Raw genomic sequence first — 26,981 nt, 5'->3', positions numbered from 1 at the left:
TCGCCAGCTTAGGGGCAAACCGCCGGGGCCGACGCGGAATTCACGGAATCCGTCCGCATGGTGAGACTCCCTCGCCGCTCGCGGAGCCGATGGCGGAGCCGTTCGCGGTGTCGTTCGCGGTGTCGTTCGCGGTGTCGTTCGCGGTGACTCGTCGACCGTCCGGGGCCTCGAAGCGCACCATGGGCTCGAAGTTGGCGCGGCGGGCCGCGCGGCGGAAGACGGTGAGGACGGCCGGGCCGACGACGAGCACGGCGGTGAAGGTGGTGACGGCACGGCCGGTGTCCCAGCCGAGCGAGGTGGCGAGGTCGAAGAGCAGGTAGCGGTGCCACTGCTCGGTGAAGGGCAGCCCCGGCAGGTAGGCGATGGAACTGTTCGGGTCGGTGGAGAACGGCCAGAAGGAGAGGTTGAGGAGGAAGCCGAAGAGGTACCCGGAGAACGCCCCGTACGCGGCCAGCATCGCCACCTCCCAGCGCCGCCGCCGGGTTCTCGGCAGGAGCCCGGCGAGCATGCCGACGAACGCGCAGCCGAACATCTGGTACGGCATCCAGGGGCCGACGCCGCCGGTGAGCAGCGCGGAGGCGAACAGCGAGGTGCAGCCGAGGGTGAACCCGAAGCCCGGGCCGAAGACCCGGCCGGCCAGGACGAGGACGAAGAAGACCGTCTCCACTCCGGCGGTGCCGGCGCCGAGCGGGCGCAGCCCGGCGTTGACGGCGGACAGGACGCCGAGCATGGCGAGGGCCTTGGCGTCGATGCCGCCGGCCGCGATCTCCGCGATGACGACGGCGAGCACCAGGACCAGCAGGGCGCCGAAGATCAGCGGCGGGGCGTAGGAGGAGCCGAACTTTCCGGGGGCGACGACGAACGGCCAGGTGAAGGCGACCAGGCCGATGAAGGCGGCCAGGGCCGCGACGACGCGGGCCCGGCCGGGGATCCGGACGGCGCTCACCGGGCGGCCTGCGCGGGCGCGAGGGCGGCGGCGACCTGTCGGGTGGTCAGGTAGGGCAGCGGGGCGAGGATCTTGGCGGTCTGGGGGGCGAAGGTGGGCGAGGCGACGATGACCTCGGCGGTGGGGCCGTCGGCGACGATCTCGCCCTCGGCCATCACCACCACCCGGTCGGCGGCGGCGGCGACGAACTCGACGTCGTGGGTGGAGACGACGACCGTGCGGCCTTCGGCGGCGAGGGCGTCCACGATGCCGGTGAGCGCCTCCTTCGCGTGGTAGTCGAGCCCTCGGGTGGGTTCGTCCAGCAGCACCACCCGTGGCGCGGCGGCCAGTTGGATCGCCAGGACCAGGGCCAGCTTCTGGCCCTCGGAGAGGTCCCGGGGGTGGGTGCCGTCGGGGATCCCGGGGGCGAGCCGGTCGAGGATCTGCCTCGCGGTCGGGCCGGCTGTGGTCGGGCCGGCGACGGTCGAGCCGGCTGCGCGGCGGGCCTCCAGGTCGCTCTGGGCGAGTTCCTGGGCGACCGTCTCCAGGTACAGCAGGTCGGTCGGGGTCTGCGGGACGAGCCCGACGAGCTGCCGGGCCCTGGTCGCGGAGAGCCGCTTGGGGTCCGCGGCCGGCCCGCCGTCGGCTCCGAGGACCTGCACGCTGCCGCCCTGTCGCGGGCCCGAGCCCTGGAGGGCCCACAGGAGCGAGGACTTGCCCGAGCCGTTGCGCCCCATCAGCGCCGTGACCTCACCGGCCCGCAGGTCCAGCCCGACCTCCCGGACGGCGGCCACCGGCCCGTACCGGACGACCACCCCTCGGGCGTCCAGCACCCGTTCCCCCGCCACCGCTGCCCGGCGCGGCGGAGGAACGGGCACGTCGTTCAGCCGCTCCCGCAGCGGGGCGGCGGCGCGCCGGGCGTCCCGGACGGAGAGCGGCAGCGGCCGCCACCCGGCCAGCCGCCCGAGGTCGACGACCGGCGGCGCGATCGCGGTGCGCCGGAAGACCTCGGCGGGCGGCCCGTGCACGACCGTGCCGTCGCCGGGCAGGTAGGCGACGCGGTCGGCGTACTGGACGACCCGCTCCAGGCGGTGTTCGGCGAGCAGGACGGTGACGCCGAGGTCGTGGACCAGACGGGTGATGGCCGCGAGCACCTCCTCGGCGGCGGTCGGGTCGAGCGCCGAGGTCGGTTCGTCCAGGACCAGGACGCGCGGGTGCGCGGTGAGCACCGAGCCGATGGCGACGCGCTGTTGCTGGCCGCCGGAGAGATCGTGCAGGGCGCGGTGGCGCAGGTCGGCGAGGCCGAGCAGGTCGAGGGTCTCCTCGACACGCTTGCGCATCACCTCCGGCGGGACGGCCAACTGCTCCATGACGTAGGCCAGTTCCTCCTCCACCGTGTCGGTGGTGAAGCCGGCCAGCGGGTCCTGCCCCACCACGCCGACCACGTCGGCCAGTTCGCGAGGGGGGTGGTGCGCGGTGTCCCGGCCGTCCACGGTCACCCGGCCGCGCAGGGTGCCGCCGGTGAAGTGCGGCACGAGGCCGTTGACGGCGCCGAGCAGGGTCGACTTGCCGACGCCGGTGCGGCCGACCACCAGGCAGAGCTCGCCCTCCGGGATGTGCAGGTCGACGTCGCGCAGGACGGGGGCGGTCTCGCCGTCGTACACCACGCCGACCTGGTCGAATCGGATCACGTGCTCACCTCGGGGGTCGTGCGGTCGGCGCCGGTGCGGCGGGTCCCGGCGGCGGGCTCCGGGGTACGTCCGGGCTCCGGGGTACGTCCGGGCGGAGGCGCGATGACCCCGGCGGCGCCGGCCAGCAGCAGGGCGAGCACCGGGACGAGCGGCAGGCTCGGCCAACTGAGCGGGTAGAGCGAGGGGTTGAGATCGGTGGCGGCGTAGCCGACGGTGGCGAACAGCAGGACGGCGGCGGTCACCCCGCAGCCCGCGACGCCCCACTCGGCGGCCCGCCAGCGGTCCGGCCGGTAGGTGGTGCGCCGTACGCGCCGGCCGCCGAGGATCAGCCCCGCCACGCAGAGCAGGGCGCCCGCGAGGAAGGCGGGAAGTCCCAGGGCAGCGGGGGCGGTTCCGTCCAGGAGCCCGTACACCCCGGCGCACAGGCCGCACATGCCGAGCAGCATCAGGGCGCCGGTGATGCGGCGGGAGCGGCGGGTCGCGGTGCCGGAGCGGCCGTAGCCGCGCGAGTCCATCGCGGCGGCCAGGTGCAGCGAACGCTCCAGCGCGTCCTCCAGCACCGGGACGACGATGCCGCGCAGCGCGCGGATGCCCTTCCGCTGCCCGGCGCGCAACCGCCGTGCCCGGGCGACGCGTTGGACGCTCTGCACCAGCTGCGGGGCGACGCTGAGCGACACCGTCACGGCGACGCCCAGCTCGTATAGGGCGCCGGGCAGGACGCGCAGGGCGCGCTTGGGGTTGGCGAGGGTGTTGGCGGCGCCGATGCAGCAGATCAGGCAGGCCAGGCGCAGCCCGTCGAAGGCGGCGGAGAGGGTCGCCTCCAGGGAGACCGGCCCGCCGATCTGGATGCCCGCGTACCAGGCGGGGGTGGGCAGGTGCGGGAGCGAGAAGAGCAGGTGGTCGTGCGGGGTGATGCCGGTGGCGAAGACGCACCGGAACACCACCCGGATCGCCACCACGGTCAGAGCCAGCCACAGGTAGTAGGTGAACCCGCGCGCCCACGGGGCCTCGGTCCGGCGGGCGGTGACCACGTAGCCGAGCACGGCGAGGACGAGCAGGAGCAGCAGCGGGTTGGTGGTGCGGCTGGCCGCCGTCGCCAGGGCGAGCGCCCAGGTCCACCAGGCCAGCGGGTGCAGGTTCCGGGGGCTGCGCCGGCTCCCGGCGTCCCGTCCGGGGGTGGGCTTCGGCTTCGGGGTGGGCTTCGGGGGGCCGGCGTCGGGTTTGTCGGGCATGGTCACCGGATCACTCGGCCCGGCGGCGGCGCCGTCGCGCGACGACCACGGTGGCCGCGCCCAGCGCCCCCACGAGGGCGGTCGCGATGACGGCGGGGGCCATCGACCCGGAGTCGTGCGGGGCGTCGGCCACCGGATTGGCGTCCACCACGCCGCCGGGCACGGCGGAGGTCGACGTCGGCGCGGCCGCGGCCTCGACCGTCTGCGGGGTCGGCTGATCGCTCGGGGTGTCCGTCGGCGGCGCGGTGGACGGCTCGACCGGCACCGGTGTGGCGGGCACGGGCGTCGGCTCGGGCGCTCCGGGCGGAGTGATGCCGTCCTCGGGGGTGGCGGCGGCGCCGGGCCCCGGGGTAGTGGCGGGCGCGGGCGGACGGGCTCCGCCCGCCGGGGGCTTGGCGGGGGCCGGGGCCCGGCCCGATCCGGTGCCACCGGCGGTGCCGGTGCTGCCGGTGCTGCCGGTTCCGCTTGCGTTTCCGGTACCGCCGGTGCCGCCGGTTCCGCCGGTTCCGCCGGTTCCGCCGGTTCCGCCGCTCGAACCGGTGCCGCTGCTGCTGCCGCCGGTCGTACCCGTGGCACCCGTCGACCCGCCGCCGGAGACGCTGGAATCGCCGGAGCCGCCCGTGGTGCCCTGACCGGGGTCGGCGGGCTGCCCGCCGGGGCTGGAGTTGTGGGCGCGAACGCTGTCCGGCGAGAAGCCCGGCCGCCCCTCGGTGCCCTCGACGTTGGTGCCACCGAAGATCCAGAGGTCGACGCTGCCGGGCTTCGGCTGGTAGCTCATCGCGCCGAGCTGGCTGTAAGACCACTCGTTCTGGCCCGGATCGGCGTGCCAGTACGACCAGTAGGCCGTGGCCGGGGGCGTCAGGACGCACTTCTCCTGGTCCGGGGCCGGGAACTGCTTACCGCCCTGGAAGCCGCTGTAGCCGATCCGGCAGATGAACGCCGGACCGTCGTGGCCGGTCCCGGTGGTCTTCCAGCCGCCCTGGTTGAGCAGGGTGAAGCCGGTGGTCGGGGTGGTCCCGCAGGAACGCAGCAGCGGGCCGCCCCACTTGCTGAAGTCCACGGCGAGCACCACGCCGGAGGCGGTGGTGCACTGGTCGATCGGCAGCGGCGCCGCGGACGCCGGGGCGGTGCCCACGGCGACGCCACCGAACGCGAGGGCGAAGGTCAGGGCCGCCGCCCCGGACAGCCGGCCGAGCCGACCGCCGAGTCCCCGGCTCACCGGTGACGCCCCGGGGCGGCCGCGGTGCGGCGCCGGGCGACGAGGACGGCCGCCGCGCCGAGCGCGGTCAGCACGCCCGCACCCGCCGTCAGCGTCAGGGCCTGGGTTCCGGTCCCGGCCAGGCTGCCGGAGCCGGTCTGCGCCGCCACGCCACCGGCGGGGGCGACGGCGCCACCGCCATCGCCTCCGGCCGGAGCGTCGATGCCGCCGGTCGACCAGGTGGCCGAACCGTCGCCGGTCGAGGGAGCGGCGGTGTCCGAGGGCCCAGCCGTGCCGGGAGAGCCCGTCGGGCTCGGCGTACCTGTGGGCGTGTTCGTGGATGTGTTCGTGGGCGTGCCGGTCGGGGTGTTGGTCGGCGTGCCCGTCGGCGTACCCGTGGGCGTGCCCGTCGGCGTCGCCGTCCCGGTGGAAGTCGGCGTCGGCGTCGACGTTCCCCCGAGCTCCCGGAACAGCGTGCCGAACGAGATCCCGGTGGCACCGCCGAGCACCTGCGTGGACGCGCGGACGTCCGATCCCGGCTGCCCGGCGGAGGCCACGTTGAACCCGCCGTCGCCGTTCTGCTGGCCCGACAGGAAGTCGCGCGCCTTGGCGATCTGGGCGCCGTACGTGGACTGGCGCAGTGTCATGCCCTGGATGGCGAGCGCGGCCGAGTTGGTCGAGTCGCCGGCCGCTCCCGGGAAGCCGCCGTCGGGCAGCTGCCGCGCGGCGAGCCAGCCGAGGCCCTGGTCGACGGCCCGCGCGGCTTCGTCGCCCGGCACGAGGGCGAGGGCCATGACGGCCATCGCCGTGCTGTCCACGTCGGAGTCACCGGTGGCGGGGATCAGGCTCGGCCACGATCCGTCCTGGTGCTGGAGGCCCTTCAGGTAGGCGATCGCGGGAGCCGCGTTCGTCGAGTCCCCGGCCCGGAGCTGGGCCATGATGCCGAGCGCCTGGGAGAACACCGAGGTCGCGTAGGTGTAGTTGCCGGGCGCCGCGCAGCCGGTGCTCTGGTCGGCCTTGGTGCACACGAGGGCGGCCAGGGCGGCGATCAGGTCGTGGCCGCCGAAGGCGCGCGGGTTGCGGCCGACCGCCTCGGCGAGCAGCGCCTCCTTTCCGATCGAGCCGCCGCCTGCGTACTCGGTGCCGATGCCGGTCCAGTCGTTGACGGTGCGCTCGCTGGCGTCCTTGCCCGGCTGGTCCAGGAAGTCGACGATCCTGCGCAGCGCGGCGTCGTCGGTGCCGGTGGCCGCGAGGGCGTAGGCGCCGTCGATGGTGAGGCCGAAGTCGGCGAAGGCCGGGAAGCCCTCGTAGTAGCGGCCGTTGATCAGGCGGGACGGGTCGGTGAGGTAGGCGCTGCCCTTGGCGGCGTCGGGGGCTCTCCCGGCGGGCGGGGGCGTCGGGGTGGTGGCGGGCGTCGTCGGGGTGGTGCTGGCGTCCGGGTTGTGTCGGACGCTGGTGAGGTCGGTGCCGGTCAGGGCCAGGATCGCCTGCTCGGTGGCCGCCGGGTCCGGGTCGGTGGTCGACGCGTCGGGGCCGAAGCCGCCGTCCGTGCCCTGCCGGGCGGCGAGCCAGGCCGTGGCGGCGGCCCGGCGGGTGTCCTGTCCGGTGGCCTTGAACGCCTGGGCCGCGCTCGCGGTGCTGATGGTGTCGCCGGGGGCGCCGAGGTACGGGAGGAGGGATCCGTCGGCCTGCTGTCCGGCCGCGAGCTGGTCCGAAGCCTTCCTCGCGGCCGTCTCGTACCCGGGCGCCGTACGCAGGGCGAGGACCGCGAGGCCGGTGGTGAGCGGGTCGGACTCGCAGTGGTCGCCAGCGACGATCATCGATCCGGCCACCCCGCCGTCGGCGCACTGGAGCGCCGTGAAGCGGGCAAGCGCCGGGGCGGGTGGCGTGACGCCGGCGCGCTGGAGCGCGATGACGCCGAGGGACTGAACCCAGGGCGAGGCCGCGCCGAGGAAGTCCCCGGCGGCGGTGCACTTGCCGTTCTCCCCCGCCGCCGTGCAGACGTGGCCGGTGAGCGCGGCGATCAGGTCCCGGCCGCCGAAGGCCCGGGGATCGCCACCGGTGCTCTCGGCGACGAGGGCCAGCAGTGCGGCGGCCCTCGCATCGGGCCGGCCGGCCGGTTCGTCGGGGTGGAGGAAGGCGTCGGTGTGAGCGGAGAGGAAGGCGACCGTCCTGCGCAGCGCCGGGTCCTGCGTGCCGGCGGCGGCGAGGGCGATGGCGGTGAGGGCGGTCCGGGGGTAGTCCGGCCCCTCGACGGCCCAGTTCTCCATGTGGTCGCCGCCGACGAGTTGGCGGGCCAGCCAGGCCGCGGCGGCCGCCGGGTCACCGGCGGCGGACGGCCCGGTCGGGGTCGAGGTCGGAGTCGGGGTCGGAGTCGGGGTCGGGGTCGCCGAGGGCGACGGCGAGGCGGACGGCGAAGCCGGCGAACCACCGCTCTTCGCCCGGACAGAGTCCGGCGTGAAGCCCGGTGCCCCGCTGGTGCCGCCGATGTCGGTGCCGCCGTACACCCAGGCCTCGACCTCGCCGGGCTTGGGCTTCTGCGTCCCGGCGCCGAACCGGCTGTAGGACCAGGCCTGTTGGCCGGGTTCGGCGATCCAGTACGACCAGTACGCGGTGGCCTGCGGGGTGTTGACGCAGGGTTCCTCGGCCGGCGTCGGGTACTGGGTGCCGCTGTTGAAGGTCCCGGTTCCGAGTCGGCAGATGAAGGCGGGTCCGTCGTGCTCGGTTCCGGCGGTGGTGAAGCCGGCGGCGTGCAGCAGGTTCATCCCGGTCGTGGGGTGGGCGTCGCAGCCCCGGACGACACCGCCGCCCCAGTGCGTGAAGTCGACGGCGACGATCGCGCCCGTCGTCGCCGTGCACCGCTCGATCGGGTCGGCGGCCGCGGTGCCGGGGCGCCCGAACAGGACGCTTCCGCAGGCGGCGACCGCGACGGCACCGGCGACCACCAAGGAGGCGAGGTCCCGGTTCCTGTGACGTGTGCGACTGCTGCTGACCCTCACGACGACTCCCTGGTCGGTCGACGTGGGACGCAACGGCGCAGCCGACGGTCCCCTGGGCAGGGACCGTCCGGACCGCGTCGTAGTCCGCGACGACGCAAGTGCTCTGTGAACAGGGCCCCCGGTCCAGGCATTCCGGCTCACCCACCACAGGTGGGTCCACGGTTGCGGGTCAGCGCCGGAGTTGGACCGGCTTCCCCTGAATGCCGAGGGCAAAAAATCGGTTCATCAGACCACGACGGCCGAACGGGAGTCAACGGTCCGTCATGTCGATCACATCACCTCGTCGGCCGGTGCGCCGTGCGGTAGCGTCCGCGGTGGCCGAGCGGGGGAACCCGGTGCGAATCCGGGGCTGACGCGCAGCGGTGTGGGGTGGCGATCGTGCTGCCCCGAGCCCGGATGCCCGCCCGGCCACGCACCATGGCGAAAGCCGGCCCACGCGATCCGGGCGGCGACCGCTCCGGCCGTCGCGCGCCCTCGAACGGACGCCGGAACTCCGGGGCAGGGTCGGCGTCCGCCACCCCAAGGAGCCTGTCCCGTGTCCCTCCTCGCCCCCTCGCGGACCACCCCTGCCCGCGCCGCCTCCGCCGTCACCGTCGCCCTGACGGCCGGCTCGCTCCTGCTCTCCGCCGTCCCCGCCCACGCGACGGCCAGCCCGACCCAGATAGCCACCTCGAAGAGCACCGGCGTCACCTACCTGAAGTCGCTCCAGGCCGCCGACGGCAGCTACGCCACCGGCGGCGGGCTCTCCAACGAGTGGGCGTTCAGCGCACTCGCGGCCGCCGGCACGGCCGCCGCGGACGTCACCCCCGGCGGCGACCCCACCAAGAACGCCCGCCTGGTCTACCGCGGCCAGCTCGCCGCCCCCGGCTGGCCGAGCGCCTCGCCGGTCGTCACGGACTACGAGCGCGGCATCCTCAACGCCTACGCCGCCGGCATCGACCCCGCCCGGGTCGGCCCGGGCCGCAACCTCGTCGCCGACCTCGCCGCCTACTGGCAGACCGCCGAACCCGGCTACTACGGCCCGTCCGCCAACTTCAACGGCACCGTCTTCGGCCTCCTAGCCCTCGCGGGCGCCAAGACCCAGGCCGGCAGCCCTCGCGTCCCGCAGCCGCTGCTCGACACCTCCGTCACGGCGGTGCGCGCCAACCAGCACAACGACGGCGGCTGGAACTTCAGCAAGGCCGCGGGCGACCCGAACGCCCTCGCCCAGGGCAGCGACATCGACATGACCGGCGCCGCCATGGCCTCGCTCTGCGCCGGGGGCGTCCCCGCCACCGACCCGGCGATCGTCGCCGCCAAGAACTTCCTCAAAGGCAAGCTCACCGCCTCCGGCGCCTTCAACGCCGTGTTCGGCGTCAACACCGACTCCAACGGCTGGGCCGTCTCCGGCCTCAACGCCTGCGGCATCAACCCCCAGGGCACCGACTTCACCAGCGGCACCGGCAAGAGCCCCGTCGACTTCCTGATCGCCCAGCAGTTCAAGCCCGGCGGCGGCTTCAAGTACCTGCCCACCGACACCACCCCCTCCCCCTACGCCTCCGTCGACGGCCTGCGCGCCGTCGCCGGCGCCGGCTTCACCGCCACCCCGCCGACCCCGACCACCACCGGCGAGCCCGCCTGGGCCGCCGCCACCGCCTTCGTCCCCGGCACCGCCGCCAAGCTCGCGCTGGTCATCGACGACGGCACCGGCGCGCTCAAGGTCTGCGCCGCCACCCTCACCCCGACCGGCACCACCGCGACCCTCGGCGACGTCCTCGACGCGGCCGCCGGCGCCGCCCCGAGCGGCTGCGTCACCTCGGTCGCCCCGTCCACCGGCGGCGACACCGTCACCGCGATCAACGGCACGGCCAACAGCGGCTCCTCCACCTGGCAGGTCAGCCTGGACGGCACCACCGCCACCGGCGCCACCCGGGCCACCACCGTCCACCTCGGCGACACCGTCTCGCTCCGCTACGGCAACTGATCCGGAGACCCTGGCCGTCCTGGACGCCGGGTACGAGCCAAGCCACGAAAGCGACGAACTGACCTGCCGTCAGCTCTCCGGTGCACGGAGCGGCCTCCACCGGGCCCACCGGCGGGCCGAGCCCGCACCACCCGACGCCGGCGCCCCAGGCCACCCTCTTCGCGACCCGACGGTCCCCCAACTCGCGGTCCGCCTGGGGGACTTCTGGGGAACGGGACCTGGCCGGTTTGCAGCCTGGACTGCGCGGTCGAGGTGCGGTTTGCTCATCACCGACCAGCCCTACAGGAGGGCCGGGAGGAATCGGGGAATCACATCATGACCCGTTCGATCAAGGCGCTCGCCGCACTCGCTCTGGCCGGGGCATCCGTCGTCGGCGTGACGTCGCTGGCGTCCGCCGACCCGAACCCGTCCAACATCGGTTCCTCCCCGCAGTGGGTCCGGCTGAGCACCAGCCACTCCGCGGGCGTCTACACCGCCGCCGACGCGGGGTCCGGCAAGTACAACAACATCACCCTCGCGCCGGGCGACTCGGCCTGGGCGGACTGTTGGGTGGCCGGCGGGAACGTCGGCAATGACGGCGACGTCTGGTACCACACCACGTGGGTGTACCAGTACGGTGTGGTCACCCCCTCGGGGTCCTCCTGGACGTTCGCACCCTACGTGGACGGCGCGGCGATGTTCCACAACGTGCCCGGCCTGCCCCACTGCTGAACCACCCGATGACCCACAGCGGCCCCGCGCACCGACCCCGGCGCGCGGGGCCGCTCGCACAGCTGCTGACCGAACAGCTCGCCCGGCGGCGCCGAACGTCCCGCACCGTCTGAACTCTGAACCGCCGGTGCCCCGGCCCCCCTTCCGGAGGGGCCGGGGCACCGGGGTGTCTCCGGAGGTCAGGGCGCGGTGACGCCCGGCTGGGCGCCGGCGCCGAAGGACCAGCCCTCGACGTCGCCGGGCGCCGGGTTGTAGCTGCCCGCGCCGAGGTTGCTGTACGACCAGGGGCCGCCGTGCTGGGCGTGCCAGTACGACCAGTAGGCGCTGCCGGTGGGGTTGGCGCAGGTCGTCGGCAGGGCGTTGATGGTGCAGACGAAGCCCGGGTAGCGCGGGTGGAAGGTGTACGCGAACCCGGCGCCGGTCAGCGCGGCCAGGCCGCTGGCCGGGTCGCCGGGTGCGCAGCCGGTCTGGATGCCACCGCCGACGGCGGTGAAGTCGACCACGACGGTGACGCCGGTGGTGCCGTCGCAGGCGGCGGCCCGCGCCTGCGGGGCCTGGACGACGGAGGCGCCGAGCAGTCCGGCGGTGAGGGCAGCGGCGGCGGCGATCGACCCGAGGGTGCGGCGGGCCGGGCGCGCGGGCGCCATGGTGTCGGTCATCGGAGCTCTCCTCGCGGGGTCAGCGGGTGGTCGCCGGGCAGGCCGGCACGGGCGCGTCCGGGCGGGCACCGGCGGCGGAGAGGGTGGCCAGCGGGGTGCCCGCGAGGCCGAGGACGGCCTGCGCCGTGGCCCGGGCGCCGGTGGCCGGGTTGAAGCCGGTCGCGTCGTAGGCGACCGCCCCGCGCACGCCCGGGTCCGTGGCGCAGCCCTGCTGGAGCTTGACCAGGCTGCTCCAGCCCTTGAGGCCGGCCCCGAAGCGTCCGCCGGCCAGCAGCGCCTGCGTGGCGAGGCCGGTGGTGTTGGCGTTGGACGCGGCGGCCCCGGCGGCCGAGAAGCCGCCGTCGGCGTTCTGGTGGGCAGTCAGCCAGCCGAGTCCGGCGTCGGCCTTGGCGGTGCGGCCGGTCGCGGCGAGGGCCTGGGCGGCGAGCGCGGTGGCGTCCGGGTCGCTGGCGCAGGTGGCCTGGCCGAAGGCGACCGGGTACCCGCCGTCCGCGCACTGGCTGTTGGCGAGGAAGTCGACGGCCGTCGCCGGGGCCCCACCGGCCGTGCGGTGCAGGGCGATCACGGCCAGGGACTGGCCGAAGGCGTTGCTGTAGTCGCCCCACTGCGAGCGGTCGGAGAACCGGCCCTCGGCGGTCTGGAGCGAGCGCAGGCGGGCCGGCAGGTCGACGCCGCCGAAGGCCGTCGGGTTCCCGCCGCGCACCTCGACGGCGAGCAGCAGCTTGGCGGTCGCGCCCGCGTAGGCCTCGGTGGTGCCGTCGCCGAGGTAGCCGCTGATGACCTCGGGCTTGGCCAGCCAGGCGGTGGCCTTCGTGGCGGCCTGGTCGGAGCTGTGCGAGGCGGCGAAGGCCAGCACGGCGTCGATGGTCAGGCCCTGGTCGGGGTAGGCGGTCCCGTTGAAGACGGACTCGAAGTGGTCGCCGTCGACGAGTTGGCGGGCGAGCCAGCCGCCCGCGGCGGCGTCGGGGCGGACCGTCGGGGACGAAGTCGCGGCGGCAGGTGCCGCGTGGGCGGCAGCGGCCGCCGGGAGGACGGTGGCGAGGGCGAGCGCGGGTATCGCGAAGAGGCGCAGGGGGCGTCGGAACGAGGACACGGTGGGCCTTTCCGGGCCCGCACGCAGGGGCCCGGAGGACGGCGGCAACAAGCCGGGCAGCCCTCGGAGCTCCGGCCCGCAGACCACGACGGGAGGAGGGGACGACACACCTCCGCCGCCGGGTACTCGGGCTCGCCGCCGACATCGGATCGGCGGCCTACCGTTGCGGGTCAGCGCCGGATTCGAACCGGACTTCCCCCAGCGGCGGAGTCACAACATGACGGCCCATCATGGCGAGACGGAGAAGTCCCGGTCAAGGGATCGTCCGCCGCATCGCGCCACATCGCGCCGCGAACCGCTCGGACCGTCAGCGGTGAAGGAACTCCGGTGGGCGCTTCTCGGCGAAGGCCGCCATGCCCTCCTTCTGGTCCGCCGTGGCGAACGTGGCGTGGAACAGTCGCCGTTCGAAGCGGACGCCCTCGGCGAGCGTGGTCTCGTACGAGCGGTTGACGCTCTCCTTGAGCATGACGGCCGCCGGGGTGGACATCGCCGCGATCGTCTCGGCCACCGCCAGGGCCTCGGCCTGCAGTTGGCCCGCCGGGACGATGCGGGAGACCAGGCCGGCCCGCTCGGCCTCCTCGGCGCCCATCATCCGGCCGGTCAGACAGAGTTCCATCGCCTTCGCCTTGCCGACCGCCCGGGTCAGCCGCTGCGAGCCGCCGATGCCGGGGATCACGCCGAGCTTGATCTCCGGCTGCCCGAACTTCGCGGTGTCCGCCGCCAGGAGGACGTCGCACAGCATCGCCAGCTCGCAGCCGCCGCCCAGCGCGTAGCCCGCCACCGCCGCCACCACCGGCTTGCGCAGCGCGGCGAAGCGGTCCCAGGCGGCGAACCAGTCGCCGAGGTAGGCGTCGACGAAGTCGAGCGACTGCATCTCCTTGATGTCGGCGCCGGCCGCGAAGGCCTTCTCGGAGCCGGTGATCACCAGCGCGCCGATCTCCGGGTCACGGTCGAACTCCGTTGCCGCCTGCACGACTTCGTTCATCAGCAGGGTGTTGAGCGCGTTCAGCACCTTGGGCCGGTCGAGCGTGATCAGCCCCACCCGGCCCTTGCGCTCGACCAGGATCGTCTCGTAGCCGGTCACTTGCCGTCCTCCCGCAGGGTGGTGATGATCGCCGAGAAGTCCAGGCCGGCGCCCCCGTCGGCCTGAGCGAAGTCCGCGTACAGCTGTGCCGCCCTGCGTCCGAGGTCCGTGGGCAGGCCCGCGGCGTCGGCGGCCCCGGCGGCGAGTCCGAGGTCCTTGGCCATCAGGGCGGCGGCGAACCCGGCCGCGTAGTCGCGGTTGGCCGGGCTGGTCGGCACCGGCCCGGGGACGGGGCAGTTGGTGGTGAGCGCCCAGCACTGGCCGGAGGCGGTCGAGGCGACGTCGTAGAGGGCCTGGTGGCTGAGCCCGAGGCTCTCTCCGAGCACGAAGGCCTCGCTGACCGCGATCATCGAGATGCCCAGGATCATGTTGTTGCAGATCTTCGCGGCCTGCCCCGCTCCGGGGGATCCGCAGTGCACGACCTTGCGGCCCATCGCCTCCAGCACCGGTCGGGCCGCCTCGAAGTCCGGCTCGGCGGCTCCGACCATGAAGGTGAGGCTCGCGGCCGTGGCACCGACCACCCCGCCGGAGACCGGCGCGTCCACTGCCCGGTGCCCGGCGGTCACGGCCAGGTCGTGCGCCGCCCGGGCGTCCGCGACGTCGATCGTGGAGCAGTCGACGAAGAGCGTTCCCGGGCGGGCGGCGGGCAGCAGGTCCGCGTAGGCGGCCAGCACGTGCCGGCCGGCCGGCAGCATGCTGATGACGACGTCGGCCTCCCGCACCGCCTCGGTCGCGGACCGCGCCGGACGGACGCCGCCCTCCTCCGCCCGCCGCAGCGCCTCGGGTGCCAGGTCGTAGCCGGTCACGGTGTGCCCGGCCTCGGCGAGGTTGGCGGCCATCGGGCCGCCCATGTTGCCGAGGCCGATGAATCCGATGACTCCGTTGAATCCGTTGACTCCGTTGCGGCGGGTCACCAGCGCTCCAGGGGTGTGGTGGGGGCCAGGCCGAGTTCCCGGTCGCCGAGCGGGGCGAAGTAGCGGGCCACCGCGGCGGGCTCGACGGCGCTCAGCGTCGACGGGTTCCACCGCGGGGAACGGTCCTTGTCGATCACCTGGGCGCGGATCCCCTCGGCCAGGTCCGGTGTGGAGAGCGCCGCGCAGGAGGTCCGGTACTCCTGGTCGAGGACGGCCTCCAGCGGGCCGAGGGTACGGGCCCGGCGCAGCGCCGCCAGGGTGGCCTTCACGGCGGCGGGCGAGTTGGCGGCGATCCGGTCCGCGGCCTCCTTGGCCTCCGGTTCGCCGCTGTCCCGCAGGCGGTCGAGGATCTCCTCCACGGTGCCGGCCCCGTAGCAGCGGTCGATCCACGCCCGCCGGCCGTCCAGCACGCCGGCCGGTGCGGGCCCGACGTTCCGTTCGAGGGCGTCGTGCACGGGGAGTTCGGCCAGGTCGTCCAGCAGCGCGGGCAGCCGCTCGGCCGGGACGAAGTGGTCGGCGAGGCCGCAGAGCAGCGCGTCCGCGGCGCCGACGGAGCCCGCGGTCAAGGCGAGGTGGGTACCCGACTCGCCGGGCGCGAGGGCGAGCAGGTAGGTGCCGCCCACGTCCGGGACGAAGCCGATGCCGGCCTCGGGCATGGCGATGCGCGTGGTCTCGGTGACGATCCGGACGCTGCCGTGGGCGGAGACCCCGACCCCGCCGCCCATCACGATGCCGCTCATGAGCGCGACGTAGGGCTTGGGGTAGCGGGCGATGCGGGCGTTGAGGCGGTACTCGTCGCGCCAGAACTCCTCGACGGCGCCCGGGGCCGCGCCGGTGGCGGCGCGGTGGATGGCGACGATGTCGCCGCCGGCGCAGAAGGCCCGCTCACCGGCGCCGGTGATGACCACGGTTGCGACCCGCTCGTCCTCCTCCCACGCGTCCAGCGCTTCGGAGATCCTCCGCACCATGCCGTGGGTGAGGGCGTTCAGGGCTGCGGGGCGGTTGAGGACGATCAGGCCCGCCCGGCCCTCGCGGTGGACCAGGACCTCGTCGAGGTCGGTCCCGGCCATCACGCGGCCCCGATCAGGCCGCGGGCGACGATGACGCGCATGATCTCGTTGGTTCCTTCCAGGATCTGGTGCACCCGCAGGTCGCGGACGATCTTCTCGATGCCGTACTCGGCCAGGTAGCCGTAGCCGCCGTGCAGTTGGAGCGCCTGGTTGGCGACCTCGAAGCCGGTGTCGGTGGCGTGCCGCTTGGCCATCGCGCACAGCTCCGGCGCCCTGGGGTCCCCCCGGTCCAGGGCCGAGGCGGCCCGCCAGAGCAGCGACCTGGCCGCCTCCAGCTCCGTGGCCATGTCGGCGAGCCGGAACTGCAGCGCCTGGGCGTGCAGGAGCCGGGCGCCGAACGCCTCGCGGTCCGCCAGATAGCCGGTGGCCCGCTCCAGAGCGTCCTGCGCTCCGCCGAGGGAGCAGGCGGCGATGCCGAGCCGGCCTCCGTTCAGCCCGTTCATGGCGATCCGGAAGCCCTCGCCCTCGGCTCCGAGGAGGCGGTCGGCCGGGAGCCGGACGCCGTCCAGGAGCACCTGGCGGGTGGGCTGGGCGTTCCACCCCATCTTCTTCTCGTCGGGACCGAACGAGACGCCGGCGTCGTCGCGTTCGACGACGAACGCGGACACCCCGCCGGCCCCCGGTCCGCCGGTGCGGGCCATCACCAGGTAGACCCGGGAGACGCCGGCGCCCGAGATGAACTGCTTGACGCCGTCGAGGACCCAGTGGTCCCCGTCCCGGCGGGCCCGGGTGGTCAGTGCCGCCGCGTCCGAGCCCGCGCCGGGCTCGGTGAGGCAGTAGCTGGCGGGGGTCGCCATGGCGCTGAGGCCCGGCAGCCACCGGGCGCGCTGGGCGTCGTCGCCGTAACGGTCGATCATCCAGGCGACCATGTTGTGGATGGACAGGTAGGCGGCGATGGACGGGCAGCCGGTGGCCAGCGCCTCGAACACGAGCACGCCGTCGGCGCGGGTGAGTCCGGAGCCGCCGGACTCCTCGCGGACGTAGACACCGGCCAGGCCGACGTCCGCCGCCTTGCGCAGCACGTCCACCGGGAAGTGCTTGGCCTGGTCCCACGCGACCGCGTTCGGCGCCAGGTGTTCGCGGGCGAAGGCCCGGGTGGTCGCCGCGATGGCGAGCTGGTCCTCTGTGAGGTCGTGCACGGCGCCCTCAGCCCATCGTCGGGATGGTGAAGCTCGCGCCCTCCTTGACCCCGGAGGGCCAGCGCGAGGTGACGGTGCGGGTGCGGGTGTAGAAGCGGATCGAGTCCGGCCCGTGCTGGTTGAGGTCGCCGAACCCGGAGCGCTTCCAGCCGCCGAAGGTGTGGTACGCGACCGGCACGGGGATCGGCACGTTGACGCCGACCATGCCGGCGTTCACCCGGCGCGCGAAGTCCCGTGCCGTGTCGCCGTCCCGGGTGTAGATGGCCACGCCGTTGCCGAACTCGTGCTCGCTGGGCAGGCGCAGCGCCTCCTCGTAGTCGGCGGCGCGGAGCACGGTCAGGACGGGGCCGAAGATCTCCTCCCGGTAGATCCGCATGTCCGCCGTGACGCGGTCGAACAGCGAGGCGCCGAGGAAGTAGCCGCCCTCGTGCCCCTCCAGCCGGAAGTCCCGCCCGTCGACCACGAGTTCGGCGCCCTCCTCGACCCCGAGGTCCAGGTAGCCGCGGACCCGCTCCAGCGCGTCGGCGCCGACCAGCGGGCCGAAGTCCGCCGCCGGGTCGTCCGAGCGCCCGACCTTCAACGCGGCGATCCGCTCGACCAGTTTGGCCACCAGGGCGTCGGCGGTCTCCTCCCCCACCGGGACGGCCACCGAGATCGCCATGCAGCGCTCGCCGGCCGAGCCGTAGCCGGCGCCGATCAGCGCGTCCGCGGCCTGGTCGAGGTCGGCGTCCGGCATCACGACCAGGTGGTTCTTGGCACCGCCGAAGCACTGCGCCCGCTTCCCGTGCGCGGCGGCGGTGGCGTACACGTACCGGGCGATCGGCGTGGAGCCGACGAACCCGACCGCCTGCACCCGCGGGTCCTCCAGCAGGGTGTCCACGGCCTCCTTGCCGCCGTGGACCACGTTCAGCACGCCCGGCGGCAGCCCGGCCTCCAGGAACAGTTCGGCGAGGCGCAGCGGCACCGAGGGGTCGCGCTCCGAGGGCTTGAGGACGAAGGCGTTGCCGCAGGCGAGGGCGGGTGCGGCCTTCCAGAGCGGGATCATCGCCGGGAAGTTGAACGGCGTGATGCCCGCGACCACGCCGAGCGGCTGGCGCATCGAGTACACGTCGATGCCGGTGCCCGCGTTGTCGCTGAACTCGCCCTTCAGCAGGTGCGGGATGCCGGCGGCGAACTCCACGACCTCCAGGCCGCGCTGGATGTCCCCGTGGGCATCGGCCACGGTCTTGCCGTGCTCGGCGGACAGCAGCCGGGCCAGCTCGTCCTTCTCCTGCTCGACGAGTTGGAGGAAGCGCAGCAGGACGCGGGCCCGCCGCTGCGGGTTCCACGCGGCCCACCCGGGCTGGGCCTGCGCGGCGTCGGCGATCACCGCCTCGACCTCGGCCCGGCTGGCCAGCGGCACCCGGGCCTGCACCCGGCCGGTGTTGGGGTCGTACACGTCGCCGAAGCGACCGGAGGTGCCGGCGGTGGGCTTGCCGGCGACGAAGTGGGTCAGTTCTCGGACCATCGGGTTCCTTCTCTCGACAGGGGTGGGGAGAGGAGGAGGATCGGAGGCCGCCGCGGGTCGGCGGGCACACGGTGGTGCGCCCCGCGGCACGGGCGTGCGGCGGCGGAACGGAACGTCAGGGCGTGGACGCCCCGGCGGCCGTGGGCACGGGACGACCAGGAGCGGCAGTGGAGCGGGAGCAGCCCGGAGTCATGCGTGTCGTCTCCATCCTCGTGGAAAACACGGAACACCCGCGGCCGGTATCCTGACTCCCGGATCACCGCACGCCCCCAGGCCTTCCCGGCTGGCTGCCAGTGGCCTTCGTCTGCGAGGACGAACTCCCCGGTCACAGTGGCGGGACCGTGCCGGACTCACACCGGCTTCCCTGACACCGCGGACCTGTCGTCGACCATATAGTTGGACGTCCTAGTAAGTCCAGAGGCCCGCACGCGCGTTGCGCCATCGGGTTTCCGCCGCGCTGATCTCCTGCCCGACGCCGGTCACCGCGCAGCCGCGTAACCGCGTAACCGCCCACCATTCGCAGGCCACCCCCTTGCCGGAACGTTCCGGCATGGCTAGATTCTTCACCACGCCAGCAAAGCTGACTGAACTTTCAGTTATACCGCAGGGCCGCGTCGGCACCAGAGAACAGAAGGAACACCCATGACCACGTCCACCACCACCGGCCGCACGGCCGCCGGAGGCCCCGCCTCCCGCACCTGCCGGACGTCCCGCCGGCAGACGAGGACGGTCCGCCCGTGACCTCGTACGCCGTCCTCACCTCCTTCGGCTCCCCGCTCGGCTCCCCCGGCCGCACCAGGCCGGCCGAACGCGCGCCGCTGCGCGTCGGGCTCGTGCAGATGCGCTGGCACACCGACCCGGCCGAGCACGACGCCCGGCTGCGCGAGGGCGTGGCACTCGCCGCCGCGCAGGGCGCGACGATGGTGTGCCTGCCCGAGCTGACCCGCAGTCCCTACTTCTGCAACACCGACGACCCGATGGGGGAGGGCGCCGCCCGCCACCTGGAGGACGTCGAGACGGGGCCCACCACCCGCCTCGCCGCCGAACTCGCCGCCGAACTCGGCATCAGCGTCCACGCCTCCCTGTACGAGCGCGCCGAGGACGGCGGCCTCGGCTACAACACGGCCGTCTGCGTGGACCGCGACGGCACCCTCGTCGCCAGAACCCGGAAGAACCACATCCCGGCCTTCCCCGGCTACCGCGAGGACCTGTGCTTCCGCCCCGGCGACAGCGGGTTCCCCGTCCTGGCCCACCAGGGCGCCGCCTTCGGCTTCCCCACCTGCTGGGACGAGTGGTTCCCCGAACTCGCCCGGGCCTACGCGCTCGGCGGCGCCGAAGTCCTCGTCCACCCCACGGCCATCGGCTCCGAGGTGGACCTCCCGGACTTCGACACCCGGCCCATGTGGGAGCACGCCATCAGCGCCAACGGCCTCGCCAACGCGCTGTTCATGATCGTGCCCAACCGGATCGGGACGGAGGGCCGGTCCACCTTCTACGGCTCGTCGTTCATCTCCGACCCGTACGGCCGGATCCTGCTCCGCGCCCCGCGCGACCGGCCCGCCGTCCTCGTCGCCGACCTCGACCTCGACCAGTGCCGGGACTGGCGGGAGTTCGGCCTCCTGCGCACCCGCCGCCCCGAGCTGTACGCCCCGCTGACCGCGACGAGCCGCACCGACGCCTGACCGGACGCCCCGGCGCACCCACGCCGGGGCGTCCCGCCGCCACGAGTCAACGTGCCGGGACTGACGCCAACTACCTTTTCCAGTAGCGTAGTTGACGTGACCGACGCGCCGACCTCAGGTGGTGGCCGTCGGAGCGGGCGAAGCCGCACCGGCGGACGGCGGGGCCTGGCAGGGCAGGACGACCATCACACTCACACCCTGGCCGGGCTTCGACGCGCCCGCCGAAACGGTGTAGCCGTCGGACTCGTGGACGGCATCGAACTCCCAGGTGGGCGGGGTGGACTGAGCGTCCGCACCGGACGCCGACGAGGTGATCTTGAAGCCCTCGCCCGCCAGCTTCTCCCGCAGCGCCCGCAGCACCTCGGGGCGCTGGTCGTCCGTGGCCTTGAGCAGGATCCCCGAGCTGAGCTGGTAGGCCTCGCCCTCGTCGGCCACACCCGATCCCCGCCCCGGGCACCTGTAGTAGCCGATGAGCTTGCTCCACGGATCCCGCTCAAGGCCCGTCAGCTCGCGCACGTGGCCCTGGACCCGATCCGTCCGGGCCAGCGCCTCCTCCCGGGACTCGACACGTGTGGGCTCGCTCGGCGTTTCCCGTCCTCCGCCCGGCGTTTCCCGCCCTCCGCCCGGCGACCCCACGGACGAGCATGAGCCGAGCACCAGGGCACCCGACACCATCAGCACGGCCGCGCAGGCCGCCCGTGCGCCCGCCCCGGCCGGCACGGCCGTCGATCTCTTGAACAAGTGCAGTACTCTCCCCCGCTGACAGGTGTGCGTTTTTGCCATCCGGATGCTACGGCACCACCGGAAAGGCTCCGCATGTGCCGAAGCGTGACAGCCGACACCAAGGCGCGTGCGGTCGTCTGACAAGCGCTACCCCGGTGAAGGCGGAGGGCTGGATGAGGGCGAGGGAGCGGACGGGACGGGTCCGGCTCCCGCGAGCCGAGCATCCGTCAGCGGCATCGGCCGAACGGGTGGGCACCAGCGGCGTCGGACATCTTGTGCGCGCACGAAGGCAAATCGCCGTGCGTAACTGTGCGCGGGTCCGGCGGCCACACGGTCCGCCGTACGAGCCGACGGCCGCAACCCGCCCAGTCCCACCCCTCCACGCCCCGCACCCCGAACGGAGCCGCCCGCCCATGCGCACCCCCACTCTCGCCGCCCTCTCGCTGGCGATCGCCCTACCCCTGACGGGGCTGGCCGCCACCGGCACCGCCGCCGCGCAGTCCCCCGCCTCCCGGGCGGTGCCGATCACGGAGTGCGAGGGCGTCCCCAAGGTCCGCGATACCGGCGCCGAGAACTACCTCTGCACCCGGAAGGAACTCGGCCCGGTCACCCTGCCGACGGACTCCGTGCTGACCAAGCTGCTGGCGGGCTACGACCGGCTGGGCGGAGTGACGCCGGTGCGCTTCCTGGACTGGTACCGGGACTGGAGGGGGTGGAAGTACCCGGACCACAACGGCTTCACCGACAACGACGGCACCCTCGACATGGCCGTACAGAGCATGACGGAGCACCAGAAGCTGGACCGCTTCGGGAACAGCGCCTACGGCTCGTTCCTCGCCCCCGGCGGCACACTGTTCTCCCAGCGCGCCCTTCCGCCGGACTCCCTCAACGGGGGCGAGGACAACTACCACTGCTTCGAGGTGCAGAGGCCGTTCAACGTCCAGCAGGGGCACATCGCGGGCGCGTTCTCCCAGCCGGGCAACGGACTCCAGCAGTGGCTCGACCCGGCCCTGAAGCCGGGCGACATCCCGGGCACGTACGACGTCGCCGCCCTCATCACCGCCGGGTACCTGACCGAACACGCCGCCGACAAGACCTTCTGCCTGTCGAGCCAGAACGACGCCTGACCCCCACCCGGCCGGACCTGGCTGCGCACGCCCGGCAACCGGCAACCGGCAACCGGCAACCGGCCCGCCACGCCCTGCTACGCGCTCGGCGGGGCTGCCGCAGCAGTCGGCACGGGCCTGTGACCTGCGGCTTCAATGCGGAGCGGGCAACGAGAACCGGTTACTCCTCGTCAAGTCGCCAGCGCGGCGGACCGGCGAGGCGACAGGGCCTGGGCGAGGTCGGTATGGGTCGCACCGCGCTCCGGCCACCGGACGACCGGCAGGGCTGGTTCCCCCGCCTCGGCCTCCCGGCACCCACCCCCGTACGGGTTGTCCGCTCCCCGCGCCCGGCAGGGCGGCGCGGATGCGACCGCCGCACCAGGGATGATCCGGGTGCCCTGCGGCCGCCGGGCCCGCAGGCAACCCGACTGACCCGACTGATCGGAGCCCGATCCGTGCCCCTGCCCCTCCGCCGGGCGTCGGCGGCCCTGCTGCTGACCCTCACACCCGTCACGGCCCTTGCGCCCGCCGCGTATGCCGCCCAGCCACCCACCGCCTCCACCGCCGTGGCCGTGGCGCACTCCGCCAGTGCCGTGCCCGGGCAGTACATCGTCACCCTCAAGCACGGCCGCGACCCTGGTGAGGTCCTGCGCGGCCTCGGCATCACCCCCAGGTTCACCTACACCGACACGCTGAACGGCTTCGCCGCCACCCTCGACCCCCTCCTGCTGCGCGCCGTACGAACCAGCCCCGCCGTCGAAGCCGTCGAGGAGAACACCACCCTCCGCGTCCCGGCCCCCCACGACGGTGCGAGCGCCACCCGGGCACCGGCCGCCACCTGGGGCCTGGACCGCATCGACCAGCGGAACCTGCCCCTGGACGGCCAGTTCACCACCCACGGCCACGGCGCCGGAACGACCGCCTACATCCTCGACACCGGCATCGACTACACCCACCCGGAATTCGACGGCCGCGCCGTACCCGGCTTCGACGCCGTCGGCGACGGCCAGAACGGCCGCGACTGCCACGGCCACGGCACCCACGTCGCCGGCACCGTCGCCGGCCGCACCTACGGCGTCGCCCCGCAGGCCCGCCTCGTCTCCGTACGCATCGTCGACTGCACCGGCAACGGCGACAAAGCCCAGATGATCGCCGGCCTCGACTGGGTCGCCCACCACGCCCAGTACCCCGCCGTCCTCAACGCCTCCGCCGGCGAGGAACGCTCCCAGGCCCTCAACGACGCCACCACCGCACTCTCCGACAAGGGCGTCCTGCCCGTCGTCTCCGCCGGCAACGACGCCGCCGACGCCTGCACCGCCTCCCCCGCCTCCGCGGACCGGGTCGTCACCGTCGCCGCCACCAACCGGCAGGACCAGGAGAGCACCTTCTCCAACTGGGGCCCCTGCGTCACCCTCCACGCCCCCGGCCAGGCCATCGAATCCGCCAAACTCGGCGGCGGCAGCACCACCCTCAGCGGCACCTCCATGGCCGCGCCCCACGTCACCGGCGCCGCCGCCCTCTACACCGCCGAACACCCCGACGCCGACCCCGCCGAGACCGCCGCCTTCCTCCAACGCGCCGCCACCCGGAACGTCCTGAGCAACGTCCACCAGGACACCCCCAACCTCCTCCTCTTCACCGACGGCCTGTAACACCGCCCGCCACCACGGCACTTCGGGCCCGGTCCGGCCGTTCCCGCCGGACCAGGCCCGAACCCCGCGTTCTCCCCGGGCCGCGGCGATGACTCGATGGTGCGCGTCCGGAGGGCGGTCCCGTCGTTGACCGGACCCCCGGCCCGGGCCCGGGTGGTTGCCCGGTGCGCGGCCCGCGTCCACGTGAGACCACCGCTCGCCCATACGACACGATCGGGCCAGATCCGCTTGCGCTGGATTGCGCTCGTGCAGGTGGCCATGAACGCAATGCAGTCGGGGCGCTTCACGGATGGGGCTGGAACTTGACTGATGGCGGCCGGCCCTCGGCTCGTTCAGTGGGGGAGGCGGGCGTGTCGGCGGAGGAAGTCGGCGACGTCCTGGACGTCGTCGAGGGGCAGGGGGTAGACGACGAGGCGGGTGAGGCCGAGTGCTGCGTAGCGGTGGTAGGCCTCGGTGTCGACGGGCGTCATGGCGGTGTAGTTGAGTTCGAGGGGGCCCAGCCGGGCGGGGCGTTCGACCTCGTCGGCCGCCTTGCGCAGCCCGGCGAGGTTGGCGGCGAGCTGGTCGGGGCTGTCGCCGGCGCCGAACCAGCCGTGGCCGCGGGCGACGGCCCTGCGGTAGGCGGCGGGGCTGTGTCCGCCGATGAGGATGCGCGGGCCGCCGGTCTGTACGGGGCGGGGGTGGGCGTCGAGGTGGTCGAAGGCGACGTACCTGCCCTGGAAGGAGGGTGCGGGCTGGGTCCACAGGGCCGTCATGGCGTCGAGGTACTCGTCGGTGCGCGCGCCGCGCTCGGCCAACGGCACGCCCACTGCGGCGAGTTCCGGTTCCAGGTAGCCGGCTCCGACGCCGACCCGCAGCCGGCCGCCGCTGAGCACGTCGAGGCTGGCGAGTTGTTTGGCGAGGACCACGGGGTGGCGTTGGGGCAGGATGATGATCCCGGTGCCGAGTTCGATCCGTTGCGTGAGGGCAGCGACATAGGCGAGGTGGACGAGCGGGTCGAGGATCGGCTCGTCCGCATCCATGGGCGAGTCGGGGGTGCGCGGGTCGGGCAGCGCCACGTGGTCGCCCACCCACCACGACCGGTAACCGAGTTCCTCGGCCAGGGCGGCCAGGCGCGCCGTCGCCTGCCGCCCGTGCGTGGCCTTGGCGCTGATTCCGAACACTCCGAGTTCCATGACTGCCCGCCTCGTTCGACACCGGCATGTGTGCGGCCGGGAACGTCGCACCGGTGGCGTGCGCGTTTCACGGCCGTGGACCCGTCATACCCGAAGCGGAGGCCGCCGTCACGGGCGACGCGCGGCGGTCCGCCCCGGTGGCGGCGGGCACCGCGCGGAAACCCGCGGTTCTCGCCACTTCTCTCATCGAGGACTGCCGGGCTGCCACTGGTCCGTGGCGGCCTCCCGGTGGCGGGTGGCGTGGAGGCTGCCGAGCGGCGAGGGTGCCTGCCCGCCGGGGCTTGCCCCCGCTCGCCTGTGAGCCAGATCACCGTTGAGGTTGACCTTGGGTCAGGGCTCAAGCTCCTCGCAACGGCACGACGCCGACCCGGGCGTCACCGATGTGAAGGAGCACACCACCATGCCACTCCCCCTTTCCGGCCCTTCCGGCCCTTCCGGCCCTTCCGGCCCTTCCGGCCAGGACGAGAGCACCCTGCGGACCGTCGCCCCCGACGCCGCCGGGCAGGACCGCCCGGAACTGCGGAAGGCGATCGAGGAGATCGTCGACTCCGGTTTCACCGGGGTGTCGCTGCGCGTGCACGACGAGCGGGGCGCGTGGGTCGGCAGCGCCGGGGCGGCCGAACTGGGCGGGGCCGCGAAGCCGCCGACGGACGGGCGGGTCCGGATCGGCAGCAGCACCAAGACCTTCACCGCGACCCTGGTGCTGCAACTGGTGGCCGAGGGCAAGGTCGGGCTGGACACCCCCGCGGCGCACTACCTGCCCGAGTTCGGGCTGGACGGGCGGATCACGGTGCGGATGCTGTTGCAGCACACCAGCGGGGTGTTCAACCACACCGGCGAGGTCTACGCCGACGGGACGGTCGCGCCGGGCATCCCCATCCCCTACGGCACCACGGGCAGGGAGTGGATGGACAACCGGTTCAAGACCTACCGGCCGCAGGAGCTGGTGCGGCTGGCGCTGTCCAGGCCGGCCCGGTTCGAGCCGGGGGCGGGCTGGAGCTACTCCAACACCAACTACGTGCTGACCCGGCTGCTGATCGAGAAGGTCACCGGCCGCCCGGTCGCCGAGGAGATGCGGCGGCTGGTCCTGGGGCCGCTCGGACTGTCGGGCACCGTGGTGCCGGGCGCCTCGCCGGAGATCCCCGAGCCGCACGCCCACGCCTACTACCGCTACGAGGACGCCGGCGAGCAGAGGACGGTCGACATCACCCGCCAGAACCCCTCCTGGATCTCCAGCGGCGGCGACATGATCTCCACCACCCGGGACCTCCACACGTTCATCTCCGCGCTCCTGGGCGGCAGGCTCCTGCCGCCCCCGCTGCTGGCCGAGATGTGTACCCCGCACCCGACGGGCATCCCGAACATGGACTACGGCCTGGGCGTGTTCGTGGTGACGACGGACGACGGCGCCACCGTCATCTCCCACAACGGCGCCGCCGTGGGCCACGCGGCGCTGATGTACGGCACGCCCGACGGCAGCAGGACCCTGACCGCCGCGCTGAACTGCGTGGACGACGCCGGCCTGTCCGTCGGCGGGGCGTTCCAGCAGGCGATGCACAGGCTCGTCGGCGAGGTGTTCCGCGGCGGGCAGGCCGATCCGGCCCGGCCGACGGACTGATGTGCTGCGCGTAGCCACCGAGTTCGAACCCGAGGCAGGATTGGCGGATGAACGGAGTCACGATCGGGCAGGCGGCGGCGTTCGTCGGCGTCACGGTGAAGACGGTGCGGCACTACCACAAGCTCGGCCTGGCCGAGGAGCCGGAACGCGACAGCTCCGGATACCGGCGGTACGGATCGGCCGACCTGTTGCGGCTGGTGCAGGTCCGGACGCTGGCCGCCGCCGGGGTGCCGCTGGCCGAGACCGGGCCCCTGCTCGACGCCGACGCCGCACTGTTCACCGCCAAGCTCGCCGACGTCGAACGTCAACTCACCGAACGGATCGAGGAGTTGACCGCTCGGCGCGACATGCTGCACCGGCTCGCCGACGGCGACCGGGCGCTGCTGCCCGACCGCGCCGTGGCACTGCTGGAGCGGATGGCCGACCTCGGCTTCACCCCGGACGAGGCGGCGGCCACCAGGGAGGGCTGGGTGCTGGCCAGGGCCCTGGTACCGGAAGGCTTCGACGACTACCTCACCCATGTCGAACACGCCCTGCTGGACAGCCGGTTCGTCGCCTTGCTCAAGCGCGGCGCCGAAGCCGCGGCCTGGGAGCCGGACGACCCGCGCATCGCCGAACTCGCGACCGCCGCGGCCGACCACTTCCTCGCCAACCCCGCCCAGCTGAAGATCGTGACCGGCCTCCAAGCCCGCGCCGAAGCCGCGCGCCGGTACCAGCTGATCGCCCACCACGGCGAAGAACAGGGATCGGGCGGGGCCCGGCTGGTCGCACTGGTCGAGACCGAGCTCCGCTCCGCCGGCGTCCGCATCCCCGGGCCGGACTCCCCCTGACCGGCCCGGG

General features: G+C 74.0%; 21 protein-coding genes and 3 riboswitches. Of the genes, 7 read left to right on the top strand and 14 right to left on the bottom strand.

The genetic code is table 11. The features are described 5' to 3' along the window. Positions 1–40: 40 nt before the first annotated feature. From AC07AL_RS08735 to AC07AL_RS08715, 5 genes are read right to left on the bottom strand one after another with little or no spacing between them, the layout of a single operon-like run. Positions 41–946, bottom strand: a complete 906-nt coding sequence (locus AC07AL_RS08735) for an ECF transporter S component (protein ID WP_478317235.1) — start codon at positions 944–946, stop codon at positions 41–43. Further along, complete coding sequence (locus AC07AL_RS08730) at positions 943–2,616, bottom strand: ABC transporter ATP-binding protein (RefSeq protein WP_478317234.1); 1,674 nt, start codon at positions 2,614–2,616, stop codon at positions 943–945. The genes AC07AL_RS08735 and AC07AL_RS08730 overlap by 4 nt, the downstream gene beginning before the upstream one ends. Next, positions 2,613–3,848 (bottom strand): CbiQ family ECF transporter T component, encoded by a 1,236-nt coding sequence (locus AC07AL_RS08725; protein ID WP_478317233.1) that lies wholly within the window; start codon positions 3,846–3,848, stop codon positions 2,613–2,615. Before AC07AL_RS08725 ends, AC07AL_RS08730 begins: the two co-directional genes overlap by 4 nt. A gap of 10 nt (positions 3,849–3,858) precedes the next feature. Next, a complete protein-coding gene (locus AC07AL_RS08720) occupies positions 3,859–5,067 on the bottom strand; it encodes a hypothetical protein (RefSeq protein ID WP_478317232.1) in 1,209 nt (402 codons plus the stop codon). Further along, positions 5,064–8,045 carry a prenyltransferase/squalene oxidase repeat-containing protein gene (locus AC07AL_RS08715; RefSeq protein ID WP_478317231.1) on the bottom strand — a complete coding sequence of 994 codons (2,982 nt, stop codon included), beginning with the start codon at positions 8,043–8,045 and terminating at the stop codon, positions 5,064–5,066. Before AC07AL_RS08715 ends, AC07AL_RS08720 begins: the two co-directional genes overlap by 4 nt. Before the next feature lie 325 nt (positions 8,046–8,370). Continuing rightward, positions 8,371–8,447: riboswitch (cobalamin riboswitch) on the top strand. Positions 8,448–8,580: 133 nt separating this feature from the next. Here AC07AL_RS08715 and AC07AL_RS08710 point away from each other — a divergent pair. Both AC07AL_RS08710 and AC07AL_RS08705 read left to right on the top strand, forming a co-directional pair. Next, on the top strand, positions 8,581–10,008 hold the full coding sequence (locus tag AC07AL_RS08710; protein ID WP_400808285.1) for a prenyltransferase/squalene oxidase repeat-containing protein: 1,428 nt from the start codon (positions 8,581–8,583) through the stop codon (positions 10,006–10,008). Positions 10,009–10,323: 315 nt separating this feature from the next. Next, a complete protein-coding gene (locus AC07AL_RS08705) occupies positions 10,324–10,719 on the top strand; it encodes a hypothetical protein (RefSeq protein WP_400808288.1) in 396 nt (131 codons plus the stop codon). A 179-nt stretch (positions 10,720–10,898) separates the two neighbouring features. Here AC07AL_RS08705 and AC07AL_RS08700 read toward each other — a convergent pair whose 3' ends face one another. The 7 genes from AC07AL_RS08700 to AC07AL_RS08670 form a co-directional block, all read right to left on the bottom strand. Further along, a complete protein-coding gene (locus AC07AL_RS08700; RefSeq protein WP_400808291.1) occupies positions 10,899–11,378 on the bottom strand; it encodes a flagellar hook-length control protein FliK in 480 nt (159 codons plus the stop codon). 19 nt (positions 11,379–11,397) lie between these two features. Continuing rightward, entirely contained in the window at positions 11,398–12,471 is a 1,074-nt protein-coding gene (locus tag AC07AL_RS08695; RefSeq protein ID WP_400808293.1) for a peptidase, read from the bottom strand. Between the two features lie 100 nt (positions 12,472–12,571). Next, positions 12,572–12,692, bottom strand: a riboswitch (cobalamin riboswitch). A gap of 86 nt (positions 12,693–12,778) precedes the next feature. Further along, positions 12,779–13,555 (bottom strand): enoyl-CoA hydratase, encoded by a 777-nt coding sequence (locus tag AC07AL_RS08690; RefSeq protein ID WP_400808296.1) that lies wholly within the window; start codon positions 13,553–13,555, stop codon positions 12,779–12,781. After that, the gene (gene mmsB, locus AC07AL_RS08685; RefSeq protein ID WP_400808299.1) at positions 13,552–14,469 is read right to left on the bottom strand and encodes a 3-hydroxyisobutyrate dehydrogenase; all 918 of its coding nucleotides are present in this window, start codon (positions 14,467–14,469) and stop codon (positions 13,552–13,554) included. The genes AC07AL_RS08690 and mmsB overlap by 4 nt, the downstream gene beginning before the upstream one ends. Continuing rightward, positions 14,466–15,539 (bottom strand): enoyl-CoA hydratase/isomerase family protein, encoded by a 1,074-nt coding sequence (locus tag AC07AL_RS08680; protein WP_400808302.1) that lies wholly within the window; start codon positions 15,537–15,539, stop codon positions 14,466–14,468. Before AC07AL_RS08680 ends, mmsB begins: the two co-directional genes overlap by 4 nt. Then, positions 15,539–16,678, bottom strand: coding sequence for an acyl-CoA dehydrogenase family protein (locus AC07AL_RS08675; RefSeq protein ID WP_363583478.1), 1,140 nt, complete (start codon positions 16,676–16,678; stop codon positions 15,539–15,541). The genes AC07AL_RS08680 and AC07AL_RS08675 overlap by 1 nt, the downstream gene beginning before the upstream one ends. A gap of 7 nt (positions 16,679–16,685) precedes the next feature. After that, a complete protein-coding gene (locus tag AC07AL_RS08670; RefSeq protein WP_363583476.1) occupies positions 16,686–18,185 on the bottom strand; it encodes a CoA-acylating methylmalonate-semialdehyde dehydrogenase in 1,500 nt (499 codons plus the stop codon). Between the two features lie 217 nt (positions 18,186–18,402). After that, a riboswitch (cobalamin riboswitch) is annotated at positions 18,403–18,593 on the bottom strand. Between the two features lie 329 nt (positions 18,594–18,922). On the opposite strand from AC07AL_RS08670, the gene AC07AL_RS08665 reads away from it, so the two are divergent. Next, complete coding sequence (locus tag AC07AL_RS08665) at positions 18,923–19,867, top strand: nitrilase-related carbon-nitrogen hydrolase (protein ID WP_363583474.1); 945 nt, start codon at positions 18,923–18,925, stop codon at positions 19,865–19,867. Between the two features lie 114 nt (positions 19,868–19,981). Here AC07AL_RS08665 and AC07AL_RS08660 read toward each other — a convergent pair whose 3' ends face one another. Continuing rightward, positions 19,982–20,302 (bottom strand): hypothetical protein, encoded by a 321-nt coding sequence (locus AC07AL_RS08660; protein WP_363630054.1) that lies wholly within the window; start codon positions 20,300–20,302, stop codon positions 19,982–19,984. Positions 20,303–21,003: 701 nt separating this feature from the next. On the opposite strand from AC07AL_RS08660, the gene AC07AL_RS08655 reads away from it, so the two are divergent. Together AC07AL_RS08655 and AC07AL_RS08650 are read left to right on the top strand one after the other, a co-directional pair. Then, positions 21,004–21,717 carry a TNT domain-containing protein gene (locus AC07AL_RS08655; protein WP_363583470.1) on the top strand — a complete coding sequence of 238 codons (714 nt, stop codon included), beginning with the start codon at positions 21,004–21,006 and terminating at the stop codon, positions 21,715–21,717. A gap of 434 nt (positions 21,718–22,151) precedes the next feature. Continuing rightward, positions 22,152–23,348, top strand: a complete 1,197-nt coding sequence (locus AC07AL_RS08650; RefSeq protein WP_363583468.1) for a S8 family peptidase — start codon at positions 22,152–22,154, stop codon at positions 23,346–23,348. 332 nt (positions 23,349–23,680) lie between these two features. On the opposite strand, the gene AC07AL_RS08645 is transcribed toward AC07AL_RS08650, so the two are convergent. Further along, complete coding sequence (locus AC07AL_RS08645) at positions 23,681–24,523, bottom strand: LLM class F420-dependent oxidoreductase (RefSeq protein ID WP_363583466.1); 843 nt, start codon at positions 24,521–24,523, stop codon at positions 23,681–23,683. A 400-nt stretch (positions 24,524–24,923) separates the two neighbouring features. Here AC07AL_RS08645 and AC07AL_RS08640 point away from each other — a divergent pair, with 400 nt between their 5' ends. Together AC07AL_RS08640 and AC07AL_RS08635 are read left to right on the top strand one after the other, a co-directional pair. Beyond that, the gene (locus tag AC07AL_RS08640; RefSeq protein WP_478317230.1) at positions 24,924–26,141 is read left to right on the top strand and encodes a serine hydrolase domain-containing protein; all 1,218 of its coding nucleotides are present in this window, start codon (positions 24,924–24,926) and stop codon (positions 26,139–26,141) included. 47 nt (positions 26,142–26,188) lie between these two features. Then, positions 26,189–26,971, top strand: a complete 783-nt coding sequence (locus tag AC07AL_RS08635; protein WP_363583462.1) for a MerR family transcriptional regulator — start codon at positions 26,189–26,191, stop codon at positions 26,969–26,971. Positions 26,972–26,981 lie beyond the last annotated feature (10 nt).

The sequence above is a fragment of the Kitasatospora sp. NPDC043949 genome (assembly GCF_056435365.1).
This window is presented reverse-complemented; position numbering and strand designations above follow the sequence as displayed.

What these genes read in the sequence shown, in the direction of transcription:
- AC07AL_RS08725 (WP_478317233.1), bottom strand. Translation starts at nt 3,848, where the DNA reads ATGCCCGACAAACCCGACGCCGGCCCCCCGAAGCCCACCCCGAAGCCG.
- AC07AL_RS08705 (WP_400808288.1), top strand. Translation starts at nt 10,324, where the DNA reads ATGACCCGTTCGATCAAGGCGCTCGCCGCACTCGCTCTGGCCGGGGCA.
- AC07AL_RS08700 (WP_400808291.1), bottom strand. Translation starts at nt 11,378, where the DNA reads ATGACCGACACCATGGCGCCCGCGCGCCCGGCCCGCCGCACCCTCGGG.
- AC07AL_RS08680 (WP_400808302.1), bottom strand. Translation starts at nt 15,539, where the DNA reads ATGGCCGGGACCGACCTCGACGAGGTCCTGGTCCACCGCGAGGGCCGG.
- AC07AL_RS08670 (WP_363583476.1), bottom strand. Translation starts at nt 18,185, where the DNA reads ATGGTCCGAGAACTGACCCACTTCGTCGCCGGCAAGCCCACCGCCGGC.
- AC07AL_RS08655 (WP_363583470.1), top strand. Translation starts at nt 21,004, where the DNA reads ATGCGCACCCCCACTCTCGCCGCCCTCTCGCTGGCGATCGCCCTACCC.
- AC07AL_RS08645 (WP_363583466.1), bottom strand. Translation starts at nt 24,523, where the DNA reads ATGGAACTCGGAGTGTTCGGAATCAGCGCCAAGGCCACGCACGGGCGG.
- AC07AL_RS08640 (WP_478317230.1), top strand. Translation starts at nt 24,924, where the DNA reads ATGCCACTCCCCCTTTCCGGCCCTTCCGGCCCTTCCGGCCCTTCCGGC.
- AC07AL_RS08635 (WP_363583462.1), top strand. Translation starts at nt 26,189, where the DNA reads ATGAACGGAGTCACGATCGGGCAGGCGGCGGCGTTCGTCGGCGTCACG.